The following is a 23,864-nucleotide window of genomic DNA, read 5'->3' on the forward strand; positions in this document are numbered from 1 at the left end:
ATAAGGATATTTGATGTCAATAAGGTCGTTGTCGGCCAAAATCGTGCCCCGCAGGCGTTTTCTCGCTGCAACGGGCATGGTGGCGGCACTGGTGACGGTGGTTGCTGGTGCCATCATTTACCCGGGATTCGTCACGACAGATGTGGTTCTGAACGACGGAAGCGTCTGGGTCACCAACCGTTCAGCAAACATGGTGGGTCACCTCAACGCCCAGTCCAAGGTTCTTGATGGTGGTTTCACGGCTACCACCGAAAACTTCAACGTCCTTCAGCAAGCAGCCACGGTGTTCATGGACAATGACTCCGGCACACTGCTTAATCCAGTGGACGTCTCCACCATGGCCTTGGGCCAGGACACTGCCATGACGGGCACGAAAAAGATCTCACTGGGCAGCACCCTCGTGGCGTTCGCCGATTCCGCTGCCGGGAAGGTGTGGCTAGTACCCACAGCCAGCGTCGCCTCGTTTGATCAAAAGAGCAGTAAACCCACTTTGACTGACATCCCCAACGCGGCCGCCGTCGTCGTTCCAGGTGCTGAAAACACCAGTACGGTGTTCGTTCTGAACCCACAAGCCGGAGAACTGCTGACATTGACGGTGGGAGCGGACGCGCAGGTGAGCACCCAGTCAAAGGCAACCATTGCGGGGCTGCCAAAGGTTGGGAACCTACAGCTGACGGCCGTGGGGGGCCGGGCAGCAGTGCTGGACCCGGAGTCAGGGACCCTGTTTTTGCCCAACGGCAAGACATCACATGTTGACAATGCCAAAGGGTCCTTGATCCAGCAGCCCAGTGCTTCCGGCGACGCCGTAGCCGTGGAAACTGCCACGGGACTCCTACTCCAGCCGCTCGACGGCGGCCAAGGAGAACTGGCCTCCTTGTCTGGAACCGGTACGCCCATTGCGCCGGTGCAACAGCGAGGCTGCGTTCATGCGGCATGGACCGGGGTCAACAAGTATCTCTTCTATTGCCCCGGAGCTGACTCGAAGCCCACACCCATCCCCAAGGCGGGCGCGCAGTCACGATTGGTGTTTCGTCAAAATCGGGACGTGGTGGTGCTCAATGACATGACCGGCGGCGACGTCTGGCTGATCAATCAAAACATGCAACTGGTCAATAACTGGGATGACATCAAGGCGGATCTGACCAAGGCGGATGACCCCAACAAAGACTCCACCGACCCCAATGTGGTGAACACTTTGCCGGATAGGACAAAACCTAACCGCCCGCCAGTGGCGGTGGCGGACACTTTTGGGGTGCGGGCCGGCGTCACCACGGTGCTGCCCATCCTCTTCAACGATTCTGACCCTGACGGGGACGTCTTGACTGCCCATCCGGCTACCGAGAAGTTGGGAATCGGAGAATTGCAGTCCATCTATGGGGGCACCGGTTTGCAAGTTGTGGTCCCTGCCGGCACCCCTGCAAAGACCGAAACCTTTAGTTACACCGCCGACGACGGTCGGGGCGGCACCGCCACCGCGCCGGTTAGCGTGCGAGTGGTGCCGGATAGCGAAAATTCGCCTCCCGTCTCGCTGCGTCCCACTTCCATGGTGGTGGTACAGGGACAATCGATCGCTCAAAATGTCCTGGCTGATATGACGGACCCCGACGGCGACAGTATTTTCTTGGTTGGGGCTAAAGCAGGTGACGACTCGGCAGAGGTGAAGTTCACTCCGGACGGCGAACTGACGTACCTCGACAACGGTCAGAGCATTGGCGCCAAAACCGTCACGGTGTCTGTCTCCGACAATAGGGCGGTGACGGAAAAGAAGATATCGGTGAATATTAAGCCTGGGGGAGTGCCGCCGGTGGCCAATGCCGACCACGTTCGAGTGGTGGTGGGCCAAACTGCTGTTGTTGCTCCGCTAAAAAATGATCAGGATCCCGGTGGCGGCGAGCTTCGCCTGGCAAGCGTCGACAAACCCAACTTGGGCACGGCTTCACCGATTGCAGATAACGGAACTTTCACCTTCACCTCAGGCACAGCGGGAGTGGCGTACCTGAACTACCAGGTGACAAATGGCCCGCAAAGCTCCACGGGGTTGATCCGGATCGACGTGGTGGCCGCGGATGAAGCGCTGGCCCCGGTAGCCGTGAAAGACACCGCCATGATGCCTACAGGCGGCACAGTGCTGGTGGATGTACTGGGCAATGACAGTGATCCTGCTGGTGGCATTCTGGTGGTGAAGGGAGTGGACGTCCCGGCGAACGCGGGTATTTCTGTCACTGTTCTGGACCACAAAATAGTCAAAATCACCGACCTCCGTAGCAACGGTGTGCCCTTGACGATCAATTACACGGTCGCCAATGGTTACGGCACCGCTGTGGGTAGCATCGCCGTGGTCCAAATTCCGGCACCCACCACCCTGGCGCCCCCGGTGGCCAAGGCGGACGTCGCCACGGTGCGCGTGGGCGACGTCGTTCGCATTCCGGTGCTGGCCAACGATTCGGACCCCAATGGGGATCTTCTTAAGCATCCAGAGATCACCCAGAGCCCGGACAGCTCCGTCGGTAAATTATGGGTGGATGAAGACTCCCTGCGCTTTTTAGCCGGGACGACTGCCGGAACGTTCTCCGCTATCTACAAAATCACAAACTCTTCCGGACAATCCGATTCGGCCGCAGTGAGCATCCACGTGCTGGCGTCCGACCCGCAACGGAACCTTCCCCCGGCACCGAAAAATGTGGAGGGCCGGGTGCTGGCAGGATCAAGTACACGTATCCAAATCCCGCTTGATGGTATTGACCCTGACGGTGACTCAGTGCAGTTGATGGGCGTAGACACGGCCCCGCAATTGGGGACTGCAATTGCTGGCAACGGCTTTATCACCTACACGGCTGCCGGCAACTCTGCCGGCACGGACTCGTTCACTTACAAGGTCAAGGACAGCTTGGGTGCGGAAGCGGTGGGAAACATCCAAGTTGGAGTGGCACCAGTAGATCGCGTCAACCATCCACCCAAAACAGAAGATGACTTCATTACCATCCGACCCGGGCGCCAGGTGGCACTGGACGTCCTACTCAACGATGCTGACCCTGACGGGGACATACTAGCCCTACAAAAGGACGGCTTTTCCGACCCCGCCGAAATGAAACCATCGATCACCAAACAGGGCCGGGTGCTTCTGCGCGCACCTACGACTCCTGGCATCAGCACCCTGGGCTACACAGTGTCCGACCCCTCTGGAGCAACGGCGAAGGGCACCGTCCACGTCACTGTCACCGCGGATGCGCCTCTCCGTGCACCCATCGCTCGCGATGACAGCGTTTCGGCTGCGGAAGCGCTGGGTAAGAACACTGTGGATGTGCCTGTACTGAAAAACGATGAAGATCCTGACGGTGTCGCAGACGCCCTGAAAGTCACTCTCACCCGCCCCACAGAGAGCGCCAGCGTGCTGGGCGACGGTCTGATCCGAGTGAACTTGACGGCGGCCCCCCAAATGATCCCGTACACGGTTACTGATCAAGACAAGCTCAGCGCCACCGCCATCATTTGGGTCCCGGGAACTGACCAGCAATACCCCGTTTTGAAAAAGTCCGAACCCATCAAACTAGTGGCAGGAACCTCCGCCACATTGAAACTCAACGACTACGTCAAGGTCAGGGATGGGCATACCCCGCGGATCACGCAGGCGGACAAGGTAAAGCTCATAGGCGCCCCGTCGGAGAAATCAATTACGGCCGACGGCGGCGGCATCACTTACGCGGCCAACAAAGAATTCTATGGTCCAGGCTCGATCACCTTTGAGGTCACAGACGGTACGGGTCCAGATGACCCGGCGGGGCTCAAATCCACCCTGACAGTCATGACGGAGGTGACACCTGCTCCCGCCACCAACCTGCCTCCAACGGTTACCGGCACCCAGCTTGAAGTTGCGCAATTGGAAACGGCCACCTTGGACCTGTCAAAGTTGGCGAAGGATCCCGAAAACGATGCCCTGACGTTCAAGCTCTCAGGTGCCAAGCCCGAACAGGTCACGGCCGAGGTCAAGGGCTCGCAGCTGAGCGTGAAGAGCAGCAATGACGCGGTTTTGGGTGCAGTGTACGAGCTCGGCTTTGAGGTCTCCGACGGTAAGAGCAGCCCCGTCAAGTCCACCGTGGCATTGCGTATTACGTCCTCCACAAAACCGCTGGCGGTTGCCAATGAGGACGTTGTCCCCGACGCGCAAGCCGGCCGCAAGGAAACTGTCGACGTGTTGGCCAATGACACCAATCCGTTCCCCGACACGCCCCTGAAATTGGTGGACGTCAAACTTGTCACCGGGGCCTCTGGCACCACTGTGGAAAAACTCGCTGACAAAGTGGTGGTGGGAGCGCCTGAGAGCTTCACCGGCAATGTGGTGGTCTCCTACACAGTGGAAGACAAAACGGGGGATCATGGCCGCTGGGTCGATGGCCGCATCACGTTGAATGTGAAGGGAAAACCTGCCGTGCCACCGGCGCCTCGAGTCCAGGAAATCCAGAGCAAAGCGGTGATGCTGCAGTGGGGGACACCCGTGGACAATGGCTCACCGCTGACCGGCTATACGGTGTTGAAGAGCGACGGCGGCAGCCAGGACTGTGCGAGCAACACGTGCATGATCACCGGACTGACGAACGCAGTAGCCTACACCTTCACCGTCAGCGCCAAGAACGCAGTGGGCAGTTCCGCATACTCCCGGGCCTCTGCCCCTGCAACACCGGATGCTTCACCGGCGACTCCGGCTCCACCCACCGTAAAGCGTGGAGATAATGAACTGACATTGGGGTGGGTGACGCCGGTGGGTGAGTACTCGGCGGTGAAGAGCTACAACGTGCAAATTTCTCCCGCCCCGCCCGGACAGAACCCGCAAAAAAGTGCTGTCACGGGTAACTCTTTGACGTGGACCGGGCTCCGCAACGGCACGGAGTACACCTTCCGGGTGCAGGCGGTAAATAATGCCCCGGAGCCATCAGCATGGAGCCAATACTCCCAAGCTGGGAAGCCCGCTGGTAAGCCGCTAACTCCCGGAGCCCCCACGCTGTCTGTGGTGAGCACAGTGGGCGCTACCAATCAGGTCAAGCTCGATTGGGTGCAGCCGGACCTCAACGGTGGCGTCCTGAAAAACTATTCATTGACCAAGTATCTGGATGGAGTTTCCCAAGGGGTCACTACTACCACAATGCCCACAGCCACCGTTTCCCTGCCCAATGGCACCGGCAGTTATACCTTCGCCGTGGCGGTTTCCACGGAAGTCGATATCTCCGATCTGAGCCCGCGTTCCAATGCCCGGCGTTCAGTTAGCGAGCCGGGAACTGTCACCGGGCTGGGCATCGCGCCTGCCAACACGGGTGCCGCCGGTGGGGCGTTCACCGTGAACTTTGCCCCTCCCAGCGGTGCCGCGTTGGGCGGTTCCACGCCGGGCGAACTGAGCTACTGGGCCCAAGTCGGTGGGCGCGCGCCTGAGCGGGTAGTCCCCGGCGGAACCGTTGCCGCCACCAACGGTCAGAGCGTATCGGTTCAGGTCTATGTCACCTCTAGCGCCACCACTGAACAAGGCAAGAGCGTCACGTCCAACGCAGCCGCTGCCTACGGTATAGCTGGCACTCCTGGGATCACGGCCACTAATGGCGGGCAAGGGGACACCAGCATGCGCTATTCGTGGTCGGCTCCGGGCGCCAACACAGACTCCACGGCCGTCCGCATTGACGAAGGTGGAGGCTTTGGTGGCTGGATCACTGCCAAGAGTGGAAACGGTCAAGTGAATCTGGGCACGGCGAATACCGCGCGGACCATCAAGATTCAATCGAAGAATTCAAAGGGTGATTTAGGCCAAGTCTCGGAGGCTACAGGATCCAGCGGACCGCCTGTTCCGTTCACCGTCCGCCCGGATCCGGGAGCGGCGAAGAACTCCTGCACTGTTCCCAGGAGCGGGGGCGCCTACTACTTTGATGGCAGCGTTTCCCCGGCAACCTGCAACGGTACGGTGAACAATTCCGATAATCCGGGCGGACAGTGGCTCAGCTATGGCGACGGTGCCGTCACGGTTGATTCCTGTAGTCCAGTGTGGAATACCTCTGGCAACTGGTACCGGATCAGCAGTGGTCGGCTTGCCGGCAATTACGTCCGCCCGCCCACCGTCAATACTGTCACCGGGACACCGCCATGTTGACCCGTTTCACGCTTTGCACGTAGCTAAGCAAATGTTTGGATAAACTAGTGCAGGTTTTCCAGGTCTTCTTGACCAACCATGAACGCCAAGAACCACCAATGAAAGAGGAAAAACTATGTCCATGACGCCGGAACAGGCTACTTGGTTCGCCGGAACCTTTGAGAAGCTGGTTGCTAACGTAGGGCAGGCCGTCCTGGGTAAGTCCCATGTAGTCAGCCTCACGCTTGCTGCCATGTTGGCGGAAGGACACGTCCTGTTCGAGGATGCCCCGGGGACAGGCAAGACCATGTTGGCGCGGGCTCTGTCAGCCACAGTCAAAGGTACTCACTCGCGTATCCAGTTCACACCCGATCTGCTTCCCTCCGACGTCACGGGTGTGACCATTTATGACCAAAAGACGCAGGTCTTTGAGTTTCACAAGGGACCCATCTTCGCGACGATTGTCCTCGCAGATGAAATCAACCGTGCCTCGCCGAAGACGCAGTCAGCACTTCTGGAAGTCATGGAAGAATCTCGTGTCACGGTCGATGGCACCACCTATGAGGCTGGCCGGCCGTTCATGGTACTAGCCACCCAAAACCCCATCGAACAGGCCGGTACATACCGCCTGCCCGAAGCCCAGTTGGACCGCTTCTTGATCAAGACCTCCATTGGCTATCCGGACCACGCCTCCACTGTTCAACTGCTCTCCGGTTCCAGCCAGCGTGACCGCACCTCCACCATGACGGCAATCATCACGCCAGCGGCTGTGGCAGAAATGGCTGATCTTGCCTCGACCGCACACACCGACGCCGCGGTGTTGGAATACGTTTCACGTCTGTGCGAAGAAACCCGCAACGCACCCGAAACCCGCCTGGGAGTTTCGGTCCGTGGCGCCATTGCCATGGTGCGCCTAGCTAAGGTGTGGGCTGCCTCCAAGGGCCGGCATTACGTGCTCCCTGATGACATCAAGGAGCTGGCACCTTACGTGTGGACGCACCGTTTCGTCATGGATCCCGAAGCTGAATTTGCCGGAGCTACACCTGAGGTGGTGCTGGCCCGTGTTCTGGCCGAAGTAGCTGCCCCGCAGCAGCGCGCTGGAGTCTGAGGAAAAAATGAGTCTCAAATCCAGCGCAGGAAAGGCCCGTGCAGTCCTGGCGCGGCCATTCCACCGCAACGGTGCCCCCACGGCGCTGCACCCCACCTCGCTATGGGCGGAGGCGGTCAAAGTGGTCCGGCTTTACCTCGCTCCCGTGTGGGACAAGTTCGCGAGCTGGTCGGGTCGCTATGTCAGGCCAGTGGTGTCCAGTGTCAGTGCCCTGGGCGCTGTGGTGATTGGCGCCGTCGTACTGCTGTGGATCCTTGGGGCTAGCTTTGGCTGGCAGGAAGCCAAGGTTGCCGCGCTGTTGGGATCGTTGCTGGTGCTGATCGCTATCGCTTTCATCGTGGGATCGTCCATGTACGCGGTGACGCTGGATTTGGCGCGCACACGGGTTGCCGTCGGGGATAACGCGGTGGGCAGTATTGCCGTCACCAACACTTCCCCCCGCCCTGTGTTACCCGCAGCTCTTGAATTGCCCGTGGGGCGTGCGACGGCGCTGTTTCACCTACCGAGGATGAAGCCGGGTGCCGTGCACGAGGACCTCTTCACCATTCCGACCACCCGACGGGCAGTAATTACCGTGGGACCCGTCCGCTCTGTTCGTGCCGATCCGTTGTATCTGCTGCGCCGTCAGGTTCTGTGGACAGAGCCCACCGAGCTGTTTGTGCACCCGCGCACCACCGCTCTGGACGGACCCGCGGCGGGCTTCCTGAAAGACTTGGAGGGCTTGCCCACCAAGGAACTTTCCAATGCTGATATTGCCTTCCATGCTTTGCGAGACTATGTCCCAGGGGATGACCGCCGTCATATTCACTGGAAAACAACTGCCCGCACGGGAAAGATGATGGTCCGCCAATTCGAGGAAACCCGACGGGCTCACATGGCAGTGGCCCTGTCGGTGAACACAGACGAATATGAACGCGACGAGGACTTTGAATTGGCCATCAGCGCCGCCGCCTCCCTGGGCCGGCAAGCCATCAAGGAAGCGCGTGAGCTCAGCGTAGTCACCCAGTCCGGGCCCATCCGCTGCGAGACCGGCAAAAACATGCTCGATGACATGACGAGGCTGGCCGGTTCAACCCGTCGAGGGACGGCTTTGCAACTGGCGCGTTCTTTGGCGGACAGCGTCCCCAACGCCTCCGTGGTGTTCTTTGTAGTGGGCTCGAAGGTGACGCCATCACAACTGCGCAGCGCCGCCGCGTCCGTGCCACCAGGTGTGCGTTCCTTCGCCATCCGCTGCTATAGCGGAGCGCAGTCCGCCCGTGCCAATATTGCCGATCTGACCGTACTGACCCTGGGTGACCTAGGGGACCTGGCAGCTGTCCTGAGGAAGGCGATTGCATGAGCGCCCGAAAAAGAGCCGAAAACCCGGCCAACCCGGGCAACCCGGGCAACTCTGCGACTGCTGAGAGCGCTGCGAGGAAAAATGCTAGGCGCAGTTCCGCACGGGGTAAGCGGCGCAGCGATGCCTCGGATGCGAAAGCGCCCGGACAGGCGCGTCCAGTCGCACCGCGCACGCCGTCGGCCTTTGCAAGTGGGCGTGCGCCCTGGCACTTTGGTGTTGATGCAGCAGTTCTGATCATCCTGCTCGGCTTGGGGGTACTGGGATTTGGTCCAACCTTCGGCCATGATCCCCGCTACCTGGTAGCAGGCTTCGGTGGAATCGTCGTAGGATTGCTGGTCGCCGCTGCCGGCGCGCACTGGCGGCTCGGCCTGATCACCATGACGGGTCTGGCATTCACCGTCTACATGCTGCTAGGCAGTGCTCTCGCAGCTTCCGGGGAGGCCATTGCAGGCTTCCTCCCCAGCTTGGCGTCCTTGCGGGGGCTGCTGCTGGGCATCATGCTCTCGTGGAAACAACTGCTGACCCTTGCACCCCCTGTTGGTACCAGCGTTGATGTCCTGGTGGTCCCGTACCTGGCATCCTTCGTGGCGGCCATCGTCGCGGGAACGTTAGCGTGGCGGTTGCGCCGGGCGTACTGGGCAATGCTGCCCGTGCTGGCACTATTCCTCACATCGATCCTGTTCGGTACCACTGTGCTCTTTATGCCGGTACTACGGGGATCACTGCTGTCCGTTGGTGCCATCAGCTGGCTGGCCTACCGCCGCGAGATGGAACGGCGTGAGACCGCCGGCTCTATTTCCGCCAATGCACCCGTGCAAGATACCGCCGCCGCACGGACATCCATGCTGCGCCGGATCGGCATGGCTGCCGGAGTGATTCTGGTGGCCGGAGTGCTCACCATGGCTGCTGCTCCGGTCCTGACCACCAGCACCAGCCGAGAAGTCCTCCGTGACTCGGTTATTCCGCCGCCGGACCTGCATAATCTGCCCTCGCCGCTCACGAAGTTCCGGGACTACGTCAAAAACGAAAAAGACACAGTCCTCTTCACCGTGGACGGTCTGCCGAAGGATGGCCGCATCCGCGTTGCCGCCCTGGATAGCTACGACGGAGTCGTGTTCAACGTAGATCCGAACAGCTCAGCCTCCTTTTCTCCCGTGGGAGATCCGAAGGCCCTGAGCCAAGCGGTGAGCGGAACCGGGACCGACGTCGGCGTGGATATTGACGGCTATAACAGCGTCTGGATTCCCAACATGGCTGTGGCTCAGAGCTTGAGCTACAAGAGCGCGACGGGGTCCACTCCCACCCTGTACCTGAACAAGGAATCCAGCAGTGCTTTGAACCTTTCCGGGTTGGCCAAGGGCGATTCTTACTCCATGAACGTGAACATTCCCGAGGTGGCAGGCAACAAACTAGCCGCCTCTGACTTTGGTTCGGTGCGACTGCCAAAACTTGAGAATGTGCCCCAAGTTGTCACGACGAAAGCCAATGACATCGTGGGTCAAGCGGACACCCCACTGAAACGGGTGCAGGCACTTGAAGGTGCGCTCCAGCGTGAGGGTAAGTTCAGCAACGGTTTGGAAGGGCAAACCCCCAGCACGTCTGGTCACAGTGCCGCCCGTATCACCAAGCTACTTTCCGGGAAGGAAATGGTGGGCGATGACGAGCAGTACGCAACAGCTATGGTTTTGATGGCTCGCCAATTAGGCATCCCGGCACGGGTGGTCATGGGCTTCTATCTTGACGAGAAGGACCCCAATAACGGTGCGTCTAAAGTCCAGATCAAGGGTGCCGACGTGCACGCGTGGGTTGAAGTGAACTTTGCCGGTGAAGGTTGGGTACCGTTCAATCCCACGCCGGATAAGGACCACATCCCCAACCCGCCCGAGCCTCAGGACGCCTCGAAACCCAAGCCACAGGTTCTCCAGCCGCCGCCCCCGCCGCAAGAGCCAGCGGATCTTCCTCCGGACAGTGCACCGGATGCACTGGACACGGATGGCAAGAAGAACAATCAAGCAGGGATACTAGGAACCATTCTCACCATTGTGGGAGTTGCCTCCATTCCGATTCTCTTGATCGTGCTGCCGTTGCTGTTGATCGTGCTGCTCAAGAGCAGACGCCGGAAGAATCGCCTGACCCTGGGCCTTCCCACGGATCGCGTCAGCGGAGGCTGGTACGAGGTCATGAGTCTGGCCACCGATCTCGGTGCCGGAATGGACTCCAACGCCACGCGTCGAGAAACCGCGGTGGCACTGTATGGTGCGTTCCCGGCCAGCCAGAGTACGACGGCGGTACTCGCCGAACGCGCGGATGCTGCGATCTTTGGACCGGGTCAGCCTAGTGAGGAAGAAGTCGCCACGTATTGGCAAGGCGTAGACGCCTCTGTCAAGGACATGACCGGGTCTGTAGGATTCTGGAAACGGCAGCGGGCAAAGTTCTCTCCGCGATCGCTGTTGGTTGATGCTAAGGCAAAGGCCAAACGCAGGACCGCCTTCACACGCGGTCGTACAGACGACGACTTAGGTCTTCGTTCCGGTGCCGGGCAGGAACCTAAACTTGCCGCGCTGGCGAAGATCTTCAGGAAAGGTGCACAGTAGATGGCACGGAAAACGGCTGAACCCTGCCGCAACTGCGGGGCGGAACTTGCTCCGGGGGCAGCATTTTGCACACTATGCGGGGCAGCTGTGCCCAACCGCTCAGCCATGCCTGCGCCATCATCGGTGCCACTTGGCACAGCTCCTGCCGGCACAGCCCAGCAGGGTGGCACAGCTCTTCACGGCACAGCCCAGCAGAGCACGGCTCGAAGGGGTGCAGATCGAAGGGGTGCAGCTCGGAGGGGAACGGCGGCAACGGTTAATACACGTCAGCAGCCGGGTGCCGGTTTTGGCAGCAATGCTCCCGAAGAGACCGCCCGCTCCATTCCAGGGATCATTCCCGTGAGCGGCGCACAAGAAGGGGTTTTGCTCCAGCCTCAAGAAGTGGGGGATGACCCCAGACTCACTGCCGGAACGGCGCTGGTCCCAGCAGGAGCTGGGCGTCGCCTGGTTGCCTGGATTATTGACGGATTACTGCCGTCCATCTTGATGGGCGTGGCAGCCGTAGTCGGGATTACGCTGGCCTTTGCGGGAGCGCAAAAGAGTGGCGGCCAGATGGTCATCAACCTCACGTGGCCAGCCGTCCTCATCGGAGTGGCATCACTGCTCTCCTTGGCCTACTGGATCTGGCTCTGGCTTTCCGAAGCTAAGAAGGGGACCACGCCGGGGAACTCCATCATGGGCCTGCGCACCACCACCATGGAGGGTGGGCCAGCCGGAATGTTGGCCATCTTCTTGCGATATTTGATCGTTGCAGTGGGTTCTCTCATCCCGTACGTGGGCACACTGCTGGTGATCATTTCCAACGCCTGGGACTCAAATAACAAGACTCAGGGTTGGCATGACAAGGTGGCTCACACCGTCGTCTTCAACGTCAAAGCTGGCCGCAATCCCTTGGAGACGGGTGGCGTTGCGGGACGCATGTCCTATGCGCCGCCGGCCATGCCTGGTATATCCGCTGTCAGCTCACCGCTGCCCCGGGCCCGTGCTGGCGCCAACGAAAGTGAGAACCACTCTTGGGCGAGCGCACAGCAAGCAAATCCGTTAGCAGCCCAACACCAGCAGTCCTCATGGAATGCGCAGCCCACGAACAGTTTTGCTCCACCCGTTCCACCCGCAGGGCCAGCTCGGTCTGCTTCGTCAGCTTCCTCCGCTGCACCAGCAACGGCAACCGGGCCGGTGGGGGGCTCCTTTGCGCCTCCGCGTGCGCCAGATATTTCAGGGACGCCGCCGGCTCCTTCGCCGCCTTCGGCTGGACCCTTCGTTCCTCTCGCGGGAACACCACGGTTAGGTGCGCCCAGTTTTGGTGCTCCCGCCGTGGGCGCGCCACCTGCTGGAAGCTTCGTGCCTCAGGCGGGATCGGCGCCGGCTGCTGCGCCGTCGTCTTACCAAAATCCTGGGCAGCAAAATCCCGCCCAGCAAAATCCCGCCCAGCAAAATCCCGCCAAGCACAACTCTGCCCAGCACAACTCTGCCCAGCACAACTCTGCCCAGCACAATCCTGCCCAGCATAATCCCGCCCAGTATGAATCGGTGCGCCAGGATTCGCAGGGCATTGATGGGAATGATCCGGAGGGGGACCTTGGATCAACCAGGATCCGTCCGGTTGCCACTGCCGAGGCTCTGCGATTGACGTTTGACGACGGTGGGACCGAAAACATCGGTACGGTGGCCCTGATAGGCCGCAACCCAGCCGGATACGATGGGGAGATGATTGAACGCTTAGTCTCCGTCCAGGATTCGAGCCGGTCCGTGTCCAAGACGCATTTGCACGTGCGCGTCTCGAACGAAGGACTCTGGGTCACCGACAGGAACTCGACCAACGGCAGTGCCATCACCCACCAGGACGGTGCTCGTGTGCCACTGCCAGGAGGAACACCCTTGCTAGCCGAACCAGGTGCCAGAGTGCACTTCGGGGACCGCTCCTTTGTGGTGGGGCGGGTATGAGCCACGACGCACAGACGCCCGGGGCAACCGAACCCGGATCAGGCGTGGCTGCCCCGGAAGCGTCAGCAACAGCCGTGAGCGCCGGCGTCGGCCTCAGCTTTGGCTTTGGCTCTGATCGGGGCCTGCGGCGCGAACTCAACGAAGACTCCTTCTTAGCCTGTGATCCGATCTTTGCTGTGGCGGACGGCATGGGAGGGCACGAGGCCGGGGAGGTCGCCAGCCGCGAGTGCATCAGCGTCCTTAGCCGCCAGCCTGCTCTGATAGCCGGTTCCCGCACGGCGACGGCCGCGGATCTAGCGACGGCGCTTCGCCAAGCGGACTCGCGCATCAGGGAAGTGTCCGCGGCCCGCGCTGGCACCACTGTCACAGGCGTGACTCTAGTGGAGGAAAGGGGCGTGCCCTACTGGCTGGTCTTCAACGTAGGTGATTCGCGCACCTATCGTCTTAGCCAAGGCGAGTTGGCCCAAGTAAGTGTGGACCATTCCGAGGTTCAAGAACTGGTAGATGGCGGGTACATCACTCCGGCGGAGGCGTTGGTGCATCCGCGCCGTCACGTGGTGACTCGGGCGCTGGGTACCGGCAACGACACCGAAGCGGATTATTGGCTAGTCCCCGTAGTCGAGGGTGACCGCATGATGGTCTGTTCCGATGGGCTCACTAATGAGGTCACCGATGATCAAATCCACAGGGCGCTCTCTACTCTGAGCCACCCGCAGGACGCTGTTGATTCTTTGATCCAGTCGGCTTTGCGTTCCGGAGGCCGGGACAATGTCACTGTGGTGGTGGTTGATGCCAGCAACGTCAGGGACGGTGATAACGGGCAAACGCACAGCGGCCGAGCAGGTGAATCTACCGCGGAAGATACGCTGCCACGCATACCTAGAATCCCCGTGGACGATTCCACTGATGAAACAGTGCAAACCCTGGAAGCAAGCAATGAACCGGTACTGACTCGTCAAGCAGAGACAGCTGACACCGCAGAACCATTCTCGCCGCAAAACAATTTTGGAGACGATATCCATGGTTAGCACAACGTACCGAACCGGATCTTGGCTAGGAATCGTACGGGCAGGCACCGTTATAGTCCTGGAATCGGCCACGGATCCAGCGATTATCACGTCACTGTGGGACCACCTGGGAAACGAGACTCCTACGCTCCATGGCGTGCTGAATGCCGTCACGTCGAAACTGGGCCCGGAACTTGTGGGAATGCCACAATTTGCCATTTTGGTCCAGACCGAGCGGCTCCACGCGATCTTGCGTGGGGAAATCTCACTCGTGGCACGCCTCGGCGGTGACGAGCAGGAAGTTTCTGGCCGGGACGTCACGACGTGGAGTGAACGGTCCCTGGCCACTCCAGACTCCGTGGTGCTCACCCTCTCCGAGCGTTCACAGCTTGTAGATGGTGCAACGGAATTCTCCTCCTCATCCGGACACGATGATGCCAGCCTTCCCGTGGGTGAAGCCGTGATTCGCTTGCAGGAGCTTTGTTTGGGCGGTCCGGGGTCACTCACGCGCTCGCGGACCTCCACCGGCCATGCGATGGTCCTCCCGTCCATGCCGCCAGCCCCGCCCACAGTTTTAGCTGAAGCTGGCTCTGAAGCTGAAGCTGAAGCTGGCGAAGCCGCCACCAACACAGCGGGCCAGACTAGCTGGCAGCCAGAAGAGATGGAGCAGGACGCCGTTGGTGAATCGACGGGGGGTGAAACTGGCCAAGATGCACTCGGCCCTGACGCACTCGGTTCTGATGCCGCAGCAGAAGAAGAGCAGGACGTCTTTGCAGGCTTCGCCGTGGCCTCCGACGCCGAATGGAATGCCCAGTTGGGGTCCTCTTCGGCGCTCCCGCTTCCGGAGCACGACGACGATGGCGTGGGATTTGTGAGTTCGGATCTGGCACAGACCATTTACCCCGGACATGACGGTAGTGAGGATGACGAACACGCACTGTCTGAAGTTGCCTCCGGCGCGGAGTCTGCCGACTTTGGCGACGATGACGAGTTCGGAGCATTTGCCGGAGAGATGCCGGATGCTTCTGGCACCACCGGCGGTTCTGGCACCACCGGCGGTTCTGGCACCACCGGCAGCGAGCAAGAAGCCGAGCCCAGCAGCGGCCAAGACAACGACGGCGGCAGCCTCGACGAAACTGATGCCGATGGTTTCACTACTGACTATGATCATCTCTTTGGCCAGACAATGCTGCGTTCGGTCGAAGACGCTGCCGTCCGCTATGACGAGGACGGCAACGAGATTCCCAAAGAGAGCGAAACAGGAGCTGGAGCCTTCTCACAAGAATCAGCAGCAGAACCAAACTTTTCTGCGAGTGATTCTTTCCGCAGTGGCAGTGCGACTGCTGAATATGACGGCCCCGAAAACGGTGCTAATGGCAGCGCCGAGGCAGGTCATTCGGACCAGATTTCGACGAGCGCTGACTCAGCAACGGAACACGACGGTATGCAGGCGGATGTGCCTGTGGCGCCTTGGCAGCCGCCGTCCGGGGTACTCATCGATTCTGTTCCGTGGCTAACCAACAGTGGCAACTACCGTAACCCTGCCGCGGAGACCGAAGCCGAGTCTTTGAATGACGGAATGGATTCTCCGGAAAGTGCCCTAGGATCAGGGTTTGCCAACGATGAGGACCCTGACCACGACGGCCATACTGTCATGGTCAACCGTGCGGCACTACCCGAGGCTCCGGCGGTGGAACCGCTCGCTTCCCGTCCGCCCACCGGTCCCATGGTTCTTGCTCGGCTGTGCCCAAACGATCATGCAAACCCTCCCACTCGGTCTCAGTGCTCACAGTGTGGGGCAACCATCAATTCCGAACCACGGGAGGTGGGAAGACCGCGCCTGGGTAGGATGCACATTTCCACTGGCGAAATCCTTGACCTTGATTACTCCTTGATCATTGGACGCCAGCCCTCCGTTTCCCGGGTGATGGGCGGGGTCATGCCGCGACTGGTTCAGGTACATAGTGCCAGCGGGGATATTTCGCGCTCACATGTTGAGGTTCGTTTGGAAGGCTGGGAGGTCATGCTGGTGGACCTTAAAGCCACCAATGGCACTGTGCTTGTCCGTGAGGGTCAGGCCCCGCGTCGTCTGGGGCAGGGTGAGCAGGCTATCTTGCTCGACGGCGATATTGCCGAGTTGGGCGATGGCGTCTCCTTGTTGTTTGAGGGACTTCTGTGAGCAGCAAACGCCCGCCCGCATCACCGCCGGACCTCCCCGGATACCAATTCATCTCAGTTCTGGGACCCGGCGGCTTTTCCGACGTCTACCTGTATGAGCAGGACAGGCCACACCGCAAAGTAGCGGTCAAAGTACTAGTTGCTGACCTGAAAACTGAAGGCGCACGGCGTCGTTTTGAGTCAGAGGCCAACTTGATGGCCCAGTTGTCCACGCATCCGTACATTGTGACTATCTACGAGGCACAAATAACCGAAGCTGGGCACTCATATCTGGCCATGGAGTATTGCTCGCGGCCCAGCTTGGATGTTCGATCCCGTCGGGGCCGCTTCAGCGTGGATGAGGCACTCAGCGTCGGCATCCAGGTTGCCTCCGCAGTCGAGACAGCCCACCGCGCCGGAATTGCCCACCGCGACATCAAGCCTGCCAACATTCTGGTAACGGACTACAACAGGCCAGCACTAACTGACTTCGGTATTTCCGGCACGATGGATTCGCTTCCGGACGAGGACGGCGGCATGTCCATCCCGTGGTCGCCGCCAGAGTCCTTCACCGCCGGTGCTACTGACGGCGTCAAAGTGGATATTTGGGCGCTAGGTGCCACGATCTATACTCTTCTGGCTGGACACTCACCCTTCGTCATTCCGGGGGGAGACAATTCCCAGCGTGAGCTCATGACCCGCATTGGCACTTCGCCGCTGCGCAGGCTGGGCCGTGCCGACGTCCCCGAGGCCCTGGACTTGGCGCTGTCCACTGCCATGTCCAAGTCGCCCGCTTCCAGATACAGTTCTGCCAAGGCTTTCGCCAGGGCACTGATGCGCATCCAGGCCGACTTGAATCTGTCCGTCACACTCTTTGAGGTGCAAGAAGAGCAGCCCATCGAGGAAGTGACACCAGAGGGGGATTACCAGGAGACACGCGTTCGCAGCATTGTCTCCATCGATCCGGATTCACAACCGTCCGCGCCCACCTTCCCGTCAATGTTCCGGACTGGGCGCCAACCCAATGGGGCGGGCCAGCAGAGGCCCATGCCGCCGGGAGCGGCTCCCAACAGTTACCCGTCGTCAAGCACCTCAGGGTCCACAACGGGTTTGACGCAAAACGGGGGCACAGTGCCATCGGCAGGTGTCGGTCGCCGCGCACAATATGGCACAGGCACAGGCACAGGCACAGGCACAGGCACAGGCACAGGCAATGACACTGGTACAGGGAACGGGACTGGCACAGCCTTTGGTTCCGACACTGCCTCCGGCAACCAAACTGCCTTTGATGCGGCGCCGGTTCCCACCAACACCGCTTCCGGCGGCTTTTCCAGCATGGTGTCGCCAACCCAGTGGGCGGATTCCGTCCCACCGCGTGCGCCAGCTGGTGGAAACGATGCTGTTCTCGAGTCCACAGTGCATCGCAACGATGTTCTGCCCGCACCACAGCTAGAAGCGAATGCGCAGTACCGCCGGCCGTCCTCTGGCAAACGGCTGTGGCTGGGACTGGGCGCTGGCACGTTGCTGGTGGCCGGCGTCGTACTCGGTGTTGTCATTTTTGCCAACGGCGGTGCGCCAAAGCCGGTGGATCCCCAAGCTGGCGTGACCACACCCCCCGGACCGGCCGTGATCGTGGGAGCTGACGTTCCTGCCGTGACTGACTTGAAGGCCACGGCCAGTAATGGCGGTGCCGTGTGGACATGGACCAATCCGGACCCCCTCGACGGGGACATTTACTTATGGGCCGCCGTCAGTGCCGTGGATTCAGGGGAGTTCAAACCAACTAAAGAATCCAAAGTGTTTGTGGCATTCAACAACAATCAGTCATGTGTTTCGATCAAGCTGGTTCGAAAAAGTGGCAATACTTCTCCAGAGACGAAGAAGTGCTTCCCATGACGGAGCCGGAAAACAGCACCTTGAGAGATTTAGCAGAGAATAGGAAAGCGGAGGCCAGCATGGGGGAACTAGCTGTTGATTTTTGTGGTGAATGGTATGAACCCTCACCAGAGGGGGTGTTCAGCATTGGACGCGAAGGGGACTTGGAGATTGATGACAACCCCTATTTGCACCGAACGTTCTTGCAAATCAGCCGCTATGACGGCATCTGGTGGCTGACAAACGCTGGCACCATGCTCTCTGCAACCATCGCCGACGCGGCCGGTGGAATGCAAGCGTGGATGGCGCCGGGGGCACGCATACCGCTGGTCTTTGCCCATACAAACGTCATCTTCACGGCAGGACCCACCACGTATGAGTTCTCCGTCCATCTGAAAACCCCGGCCTTTTTAGCGCAGAGCCGTGGGGAAGATTCCGCCGGATCCACCACCATTGGGCCCGTGGTCTTCACCGACTCCCAAAAGGCACTCATAGTTGCGCTAGCCGAACCGATGCTGCGCCGCGACGGAACCGGCTTTAGCTCCATTCCGTCCTCGGCGCAGGCCGCCAAAAGGTTGGGTTGGGTACTCACTCGCTTCAACCGCAAGCTGGATAACGTGTGCGACAAACTTGACCGCGTGGGTGTGGTGGGCTTACGCGGAGGCGGTGGAAAACTGGCCACCAACCGCCGTGCCCGCCTGGTGGAGCATGCTGTCACGTCCCACTTGGTGACGGCCGAGGATCTGCCACTGCTGGACTCTCAACGTGAAATGGATGATGAATGAGGATCCGACTGACCCTGCGGCGAGAGCCACAGCCCGATAAGAACTTGGCCGTCACCGTAGACGGTCTGGCCACGGTGGGGGATATTGCCACTGAACTGTACTTGAGTGACCCTTCCCGCAAGGGCGCCGTCGCACCGGAAAAACTCTCCCTTTTGGTGGAGGAATCAATGGTAGGTGGCGTTCGGGGACGGACGCTGCCGCCAGAAGCTAATCTGCTCGAATCCGGGTTGCGGCCAGGAGCCACAGTATCGCTAACCCAGGTCAGCGATTCCTTTCACGTCCCGGCCCAAGACAGGGGGCCGGCGGCGGCCACGCTGCGCGTCATGTCCGGACCCGACGTGGGTCAGGAGTTCGCGCTTCCCTTAGGTACCAGCTACATTGGCCGCGACTACAGCGCCGACGTGCGCCTGAGCGATCCACTGATGTCCAAACGCCATGCACGCATCACTGTAGGCGAAACGGTGGAAATCGCCGATACGGGCTCCGCCAACGGGATGATGATGGACGGTATTCAATTCTCCCGTGCCGTCCTGGGGTCCTCCGACGAAGTAACCCTGGGGGAGACGTCCATTTCCGTGGTGAGTCTTGGTCGCGGAGGGCAGTCCGGGCCCACCAGCCCGCTGGTGGAATTTAACCGTTCGCCCCGAGTGGTACCCAGCTTTGAGATCGAAGAACAGGTAGTACCCAGCGGACCGCAGCGGCCCAAGCGTGAACGCTTCCCGTTGATCATGCTCGTGGCACCCATTTTCATGGGTGGGGCCATGTTCGTCATAACCAAAAGCTTGTTCAGCCTTATTTTCATTGCCATGATGCCGCTGATGATCATTGGCAGCTACGTTGACCAGCGCCGGCAGATCAGAGCGGATACGCGGGAGAACATTGAACAGTTCCGCAAATCTGCCATAGAGTTCCGACGCCAGATGACGGCTCGCCAGCAAGTGGAGCGGGCCGTGAGGCTAGCCGAATGCCCCTCCGCAGCTGAAACTGTGGACGCCATCTATAAGTTGGGTCCGCTCATGTGGACGCACCGCCCAGAACATGATGCCTTTTTGACACTGCGTCTGGGCATTGGCCGCCAGCCATCCCGCACACCCGTCAAGGCGCCCACCGATAACAACACGCTGCCGGAATTCATGGCGGAGATTGCGGACCTGAAAAAGGAATTCGACGATGTAGACGCCGTGCCGGTCGTGGCCAAGCTGCGCGAAAGCGGTGCGCTGGGCTTAGCTGGACCTCGCGGGGTGGTCGACGACGTCGCCCGGGCCTTGGTACTCCAGGCTGTGGGGCTGCATTCGCCAGCCGAACTGGCCGTGGCCGCCATGACGTCCATGGAATCCAAGGCTCGCTGGGAATGGTTGCAGTGGCTACCCCACGTGGGCTCGGTGCACTCTCCGCTGGCGGCGGACCACCTCGGTGCCGGCACCGGTGCGGCCAGCATCTTGCTTGCGGCCCTCGAGGACTTGATCGTCACCCGAGGCGCCAGCCTGGCAGCCAACTCTGCTGCCCACCGCGGGCCAATCGTCGAGGACAAGGAAAAAGTCCCCGTCCCCGTGGTTCCCGCACTGCTGGTCATCGTCGAAGATGACGTCAAAGTGGACCGCGCCAGACTGACCCGTCTGGCCGAGCATGGGGCCGACGTCGGCGTGCACATTTTGTGGGTGGCCAGTTCCCTGCAAGCACTACCGGCCAGCTGCCGAGATTTCATTCACGTTGCCGAAACCGCCACCACCGGACAGGTCAGACTAGGCGCCCTGACGTTCCCGGTCAGCTGTGAAAGTGTCGACGCCGAGCTGGCAGCTACGCTGGCACGCATGTTGGCACCCGTGGTGGATGTGGGTAAACCGGTGGATGATGATTCCGATCTGCCCCGCAGCGTCTCCTATGTGGCTCTTGCCGGACACGAGCTGGTGGAGGGTACCTCCACGATCGCAGACCACTGGCTGGAAAATAACTCTGTGTCATCCCGGGCCGTCAAGAACCGCAAGTACCAGGGTTCTTTGCGTGCCTTGGTCGGCTCAAAGGGTGTGGCACCGATGTACCTGGACCTGAAAACTGAAGGTCCGCACGCACTCGTCGGAGGGACCACGGGAGCGGGAAAGTCAGAGTTTCTCCAGGCATGGGTTTTGGGGATGGCCGCGGCCTATAGCCCGGATCGGCTTTCTTTTCTCTTCGTGGATTACAAAGGTGGGGCGGCCTTCGCTGACTGCGTTAAACTTCCGCACACCGTAGGACTTGTCACCGATCTCTCTCCGCACTTAGTACGCCGGGCCTTGACGTCGCTACGAGCGGAACTGCACTACCGCGAGCATCTGCTCAATCGCAAAAAGGCGAAGGACCTGCTCGCCATGGAGCGAGAAGCGGATCCCGAGGCGCCGCCGTCGTTGGTGATCGTGGTCGATGAGTTCGCCGCGCTGGCCAAAGAAGTGCCGGAATTCGTCGACGGCGTGGTGGACGTCGCAGCCCGCGGCCGCTCACTTGGCCTGCACCTGATCCTGGCCACGCAGCGTCCCTCCGGCGTCATTAAGGACAACCTTCGAGCCAACACCAATATGCGCATCGCCTTGCGCATGGCCGACGTGGATGACTCCCAAGATATTTTGGGGGAGCCGACGGCGGCGTACTTTAGCCCCAGTATCCCCGGCCGTGGAGCCGCGAAGACCGGGCCTGGCCGCATTCAGGGATTCCAGACCGGCTATGCCGGTGGCTGGACGACCCGAACGCCACAGCGTCCCCGCATCGACATTGTGGAAATGGACTTTGGTGCAGGCGCGGCATGGGAGCAAGAACTCGAACAGGTTCCCGTAGAGGATTCCGCCGGGCCCAATGACATTTCCCGGGCGGTAGCCAATATCTCCTTGGCCGCCGTCGAACTGGGTGTGAAACCGCCACGTAAACCATGGCTCAGCGAGCTTCCGGACACGTACGATTTCTCCAAGCTCCCGAACCCGCGTACGGATGAAAAACTGTTGCTGGGCGTCATGGACGATCCTGCCCACCAGTCCCAGCCCACTGTGTTTTTCGAGCCGGACCGGGACGGAAACATGGCGATCCTCGGTGCCAGCGGTTCGGGCAAATCCGCTGCCCTACGCACCCTCGCGATCTCTGCTGCGATCACCCCGCGCGGCGGACCCGTGCAAGTTTACGGAATTGACGCCGCGTCCAACGGTTTGTCGATGCTTCAGGTGCTCCCGCACGTGGGCGGCATAATCAACTCCGAGGACGCCGAACGCGTGGGCCGGCTCCTGCGGCATGTGCGCGGGATCATCGAGGAGCGCTCCGAAAGTTTCGCGGCCCAAAAAGCTGGCAGTATTGCCGAATACCGGCGACTGGCGGGAAAGCCGGACGAGCCGCGCATCATCATTATGGTCGATGGCCTGGCCACGTTCCGGGAACAATACGAATTCCGGGTGGGCATGAACCAATTCGAGACGCTGCAACAAATCGCCACAGACGGCCGTCCCATGGGCGTCCACATTGTCATTGCCGGAGATAGCGCCAAGTCCTTGCCCGCATCGCTAGCCGCCTCGGTACAGCGACTGTTGGTGCTGCGTATGGCCACGATGGACGACTACTCCAATCTGGGCCTGCCCCGCGATGTGCTCAATGCTGCTTCCCCTCCCGGGCGGGGTTTGATCGACAACGGAGAAATCCAGTTAGCGATCTTTGGTGGCAATGCGAACTTAGCCCTGCAGGCGCGGCAAGTGGAGAAACTCGCCGAAACATTGAGGCGTCAAGGCGTGGCACAGGCACCGCGCATCGAGTCGTTGCCGGAGTCGCTGGACTTGAACGTGCTGCCCGCCGGGACCCCGGGAAACGCCATCATCGGCGTGGACGACTACAACCTGGAACCGGCGTCACTGCTGGCAAACGGTGCACTCATGCTGACCGGTCCGCCCGGATCCGGACGCACCACGGCGCTGGTCACGCTCGCAGAGGCCCTGAAGCGTTCGACGCCGGCCGTCCGTCGGGTGTATCTCGGATCGCGGAAGTCAGCCATTGCGCACATGCCAGTATGGGACGAATCGTTTACTACCAATCATGGCGTGGAGCCGGAGCTTGGGCGTCTGATCGAACTGGTGGAATCCGAAAGCGTGGATGTGGCGCTCTTCATCGAAGGGGTGACTGAATTTGCCGACTCCGAGGTCGAAATGGACTTGGTGAACCTGATCAAGGCGGCTGTGAAGGCGAACCATTTCGTGGTGGGTGAAGCTGAATCCTCCACCTGGGCCGGTGCGTGGAGCCTCTCCGGACTGTTCAAGTCCGGACGTCGTGGTTTGCTCATGAACCCAGGAGACCTCGAAGGGGATTCCCTCATGAGCACTCCGCTAGGAAGGCTGCACAACAACAAGTTCGTCCCCGGCCGTGGCTACGTGGTGGGCCGAGGCAAAGCGTTCAAGCTGCAGGTCGCCACCACCATGGACCACGAGCGGTAGTTGTTTCATTTTGCTCCGGTCTTGTTCCGGTCTTGCTCCGGTCTTGTTGTGGGATCGGATGGGGAGAGCTATATGGGGAGTCCAGCCCATCGACGGAGATCGCCTGCGTGGGATAGATTCATATCAGTCGCCACCCGGAAACCCGGGGCTGCGAATCACTGACAACTTCGATTCAAAGGATGTGCATCATGGCCGGTTTGATTGGTAATGACCCCCAGGACATGGCGGATTTGGCAAGCAAGATTGCCCACGCAGTCGATCAGATCCACACCATCACGAGCACCTTGGATTCCAAGGCAAACTCCGTTCAGTGGCAGGGTCCGGATGCTAGCCGCTTCAAGACCAGCGACTGGCCTTCCTACAAGAGCTCACTGACCCGCGTGGCAGCTGACCTCGAGACGGTCAAGGCCACTGTGCTCAAGCAGAAGCAGCAGCAGGAAGCAGCTTCCGCTTAAGTCACGCAGAAACATTTTTTCCAAGAGGCCCGGCATGAATTTCATGCCGGGCCTCTTGCCT

11 protein-coding genes are annotated in these 23,864 nt (G+C 60.4%); all 11 read left to right on the forward strand.

Features of this window, described 5'->3' with window-relative positions; genetic code table 11:
- Positions 1–13: 13 nt before the first annotated feature.
- The 11 genes from LOH53_RS01870 to LOH53_RS01920 all read left to right on the forward strand — a co-directional run bounded on the left by LOH53_RS01870 (position 14) and on the right by LOH53_RS01920 (position 23,803).
- On the forward strand, positions 14–6,127 hold the full coding sequence (locus tag LOH53_RS01870; RefSeq protein ID WP_230066011.1) for a fibronectin type III domain-containing protein: 6,114 nt from the start codon (positions 14–16) through the stop codon (positions 6,125–6,127).
- A 115-nt stretch (positions 6,128–6,242) separates the two neighbouring features.
- Entirely contained in the window at positions 6,243–7,214 is a 972-nt protein-coding gene (locus tag LOH53_RS01875; protein ID WP_230066012.1) for an AAA family ATPase, read from the forward strand.
- A gap of 7 nt (positions 7,215–7,221) precedes the next feature.
- The gene (locus tag LOH53_RS01880; RefSeq protein WP_230066013.1) at positions 7,222–8,553 is read left to right on the forward strand and encodes a DUF58 domain-containing protein; all 1,332 of its coding nucleotides are present in this window, start codon (positions 7,222–7,224) and stop codon (positions 8,551–8,553) included.
- Positions 8,550–11,147 (forward strand): transglutaminase family protein, encoded by a 2,598-nt coding sequence (locus LOH53_RS01885; protein WP_230066014.1) that lies wholly within the window; start codon positions 8,550–8,552, stop codon positions 11,145–11,147. Before LOH53_RS01880 ends, LOH53_RS01885 begins: the two co-directional genes overlap by 4 nt.
- Complete coding sequence (locus LOH53_RS01890) at positions 11,148–13,091, forward strand: RDD family protein (protein WP_230066015.1); 1,944 nt, start codon at positions 11,148–11,150, stop codon at positions 13,089–13,091.
- Positions 13,088–14,119, forward strand: a complete 1,032-nt coding sequence (locus LOH53_RS01895; RefSeq protein ID WP_230066016.1) for a PP2C family protein-serine/threonine phosphatase — start codon at positions 13,088–13,090, stop codon at positions 14,117–14,119. The genes LOH53_RS01890 and LOH53_RS01895 overlap by 4 nt, the downstream gene beginning before the upstream one ends.
- Entirely contained in the window at positions 14,112–16,277 is a 2,166-nt protein-coding gene (locus LOH53_RS01900) for an FHA domain-containing protein (protein WP_230066017.1), read from the forward strand. Before LOH53_RS01895 ends, LOH53_RS01900 begins: the two co-directional genes overlap by 8 nt.
- A complete protein-coding gene (locus tag LOH53_RS01905) occupies positions 16,274–18,151 on the forward strand; it encodes a protein kinase domain-containing protein (protein WP_230066018.1) in 1,878 nt (625 codons plus the stop codon). Before LOH53_RS01900 ends, LOH53_RS01905 begins: the two co-directional genes overlap by 4 nt.
- 59 nt (positions 18,152–18,210) lie before the next feature.
- Positions 18,211–18,915: an FHA domain-containing protein gene (locus LOH53_RS01910; RefSeq protein ID WP_230066226.1), complete on the forward strand. Its 705-nt coding sequence runs from the start codon at positions 18,211–18,213 to the stop codon at positions 18,913–18,915.
- Positions 18,912–23,348 (forward strand): FtsK/SpoIIIE domain-containing protein, encoded by a 4,437-nt coding sequence (locus LOH53_RS01915; RefSeq protein ID WP_230066019.1) that lies wholly within the window; start codon positions 18,912–18,914, stop codon positions 23,346–23,348. The genes LOH53_RS01910 and LOH53_RS01915 overlap by 4 nt, the downstream gene beginning before the upstream one ends.
- A gap of 188 nt (positions 23,349–23,536) precedes the next feature.
- Positions 23,537–23,803, forward strand: a complete 267-nt coding sequence (locus tag LOH53_RS01920) for a hypothetical protein (RefSeq protein WP_230066020.1) — start codon at positions 23,537–23,539, stop codon at positions 23,801–23,803.
- Positions 23,804–23,864 lie beyond the last annotated feature (61 nt).

This window comes from Arthrobacter cryoconiti, assembly GCF_020905375.1.
GTDB lineage: Bacteria > Actinomycetota > Actinomycetes > Actinomycetales > Micrococcaceae > Specibacter > Specibacter cryoconiti.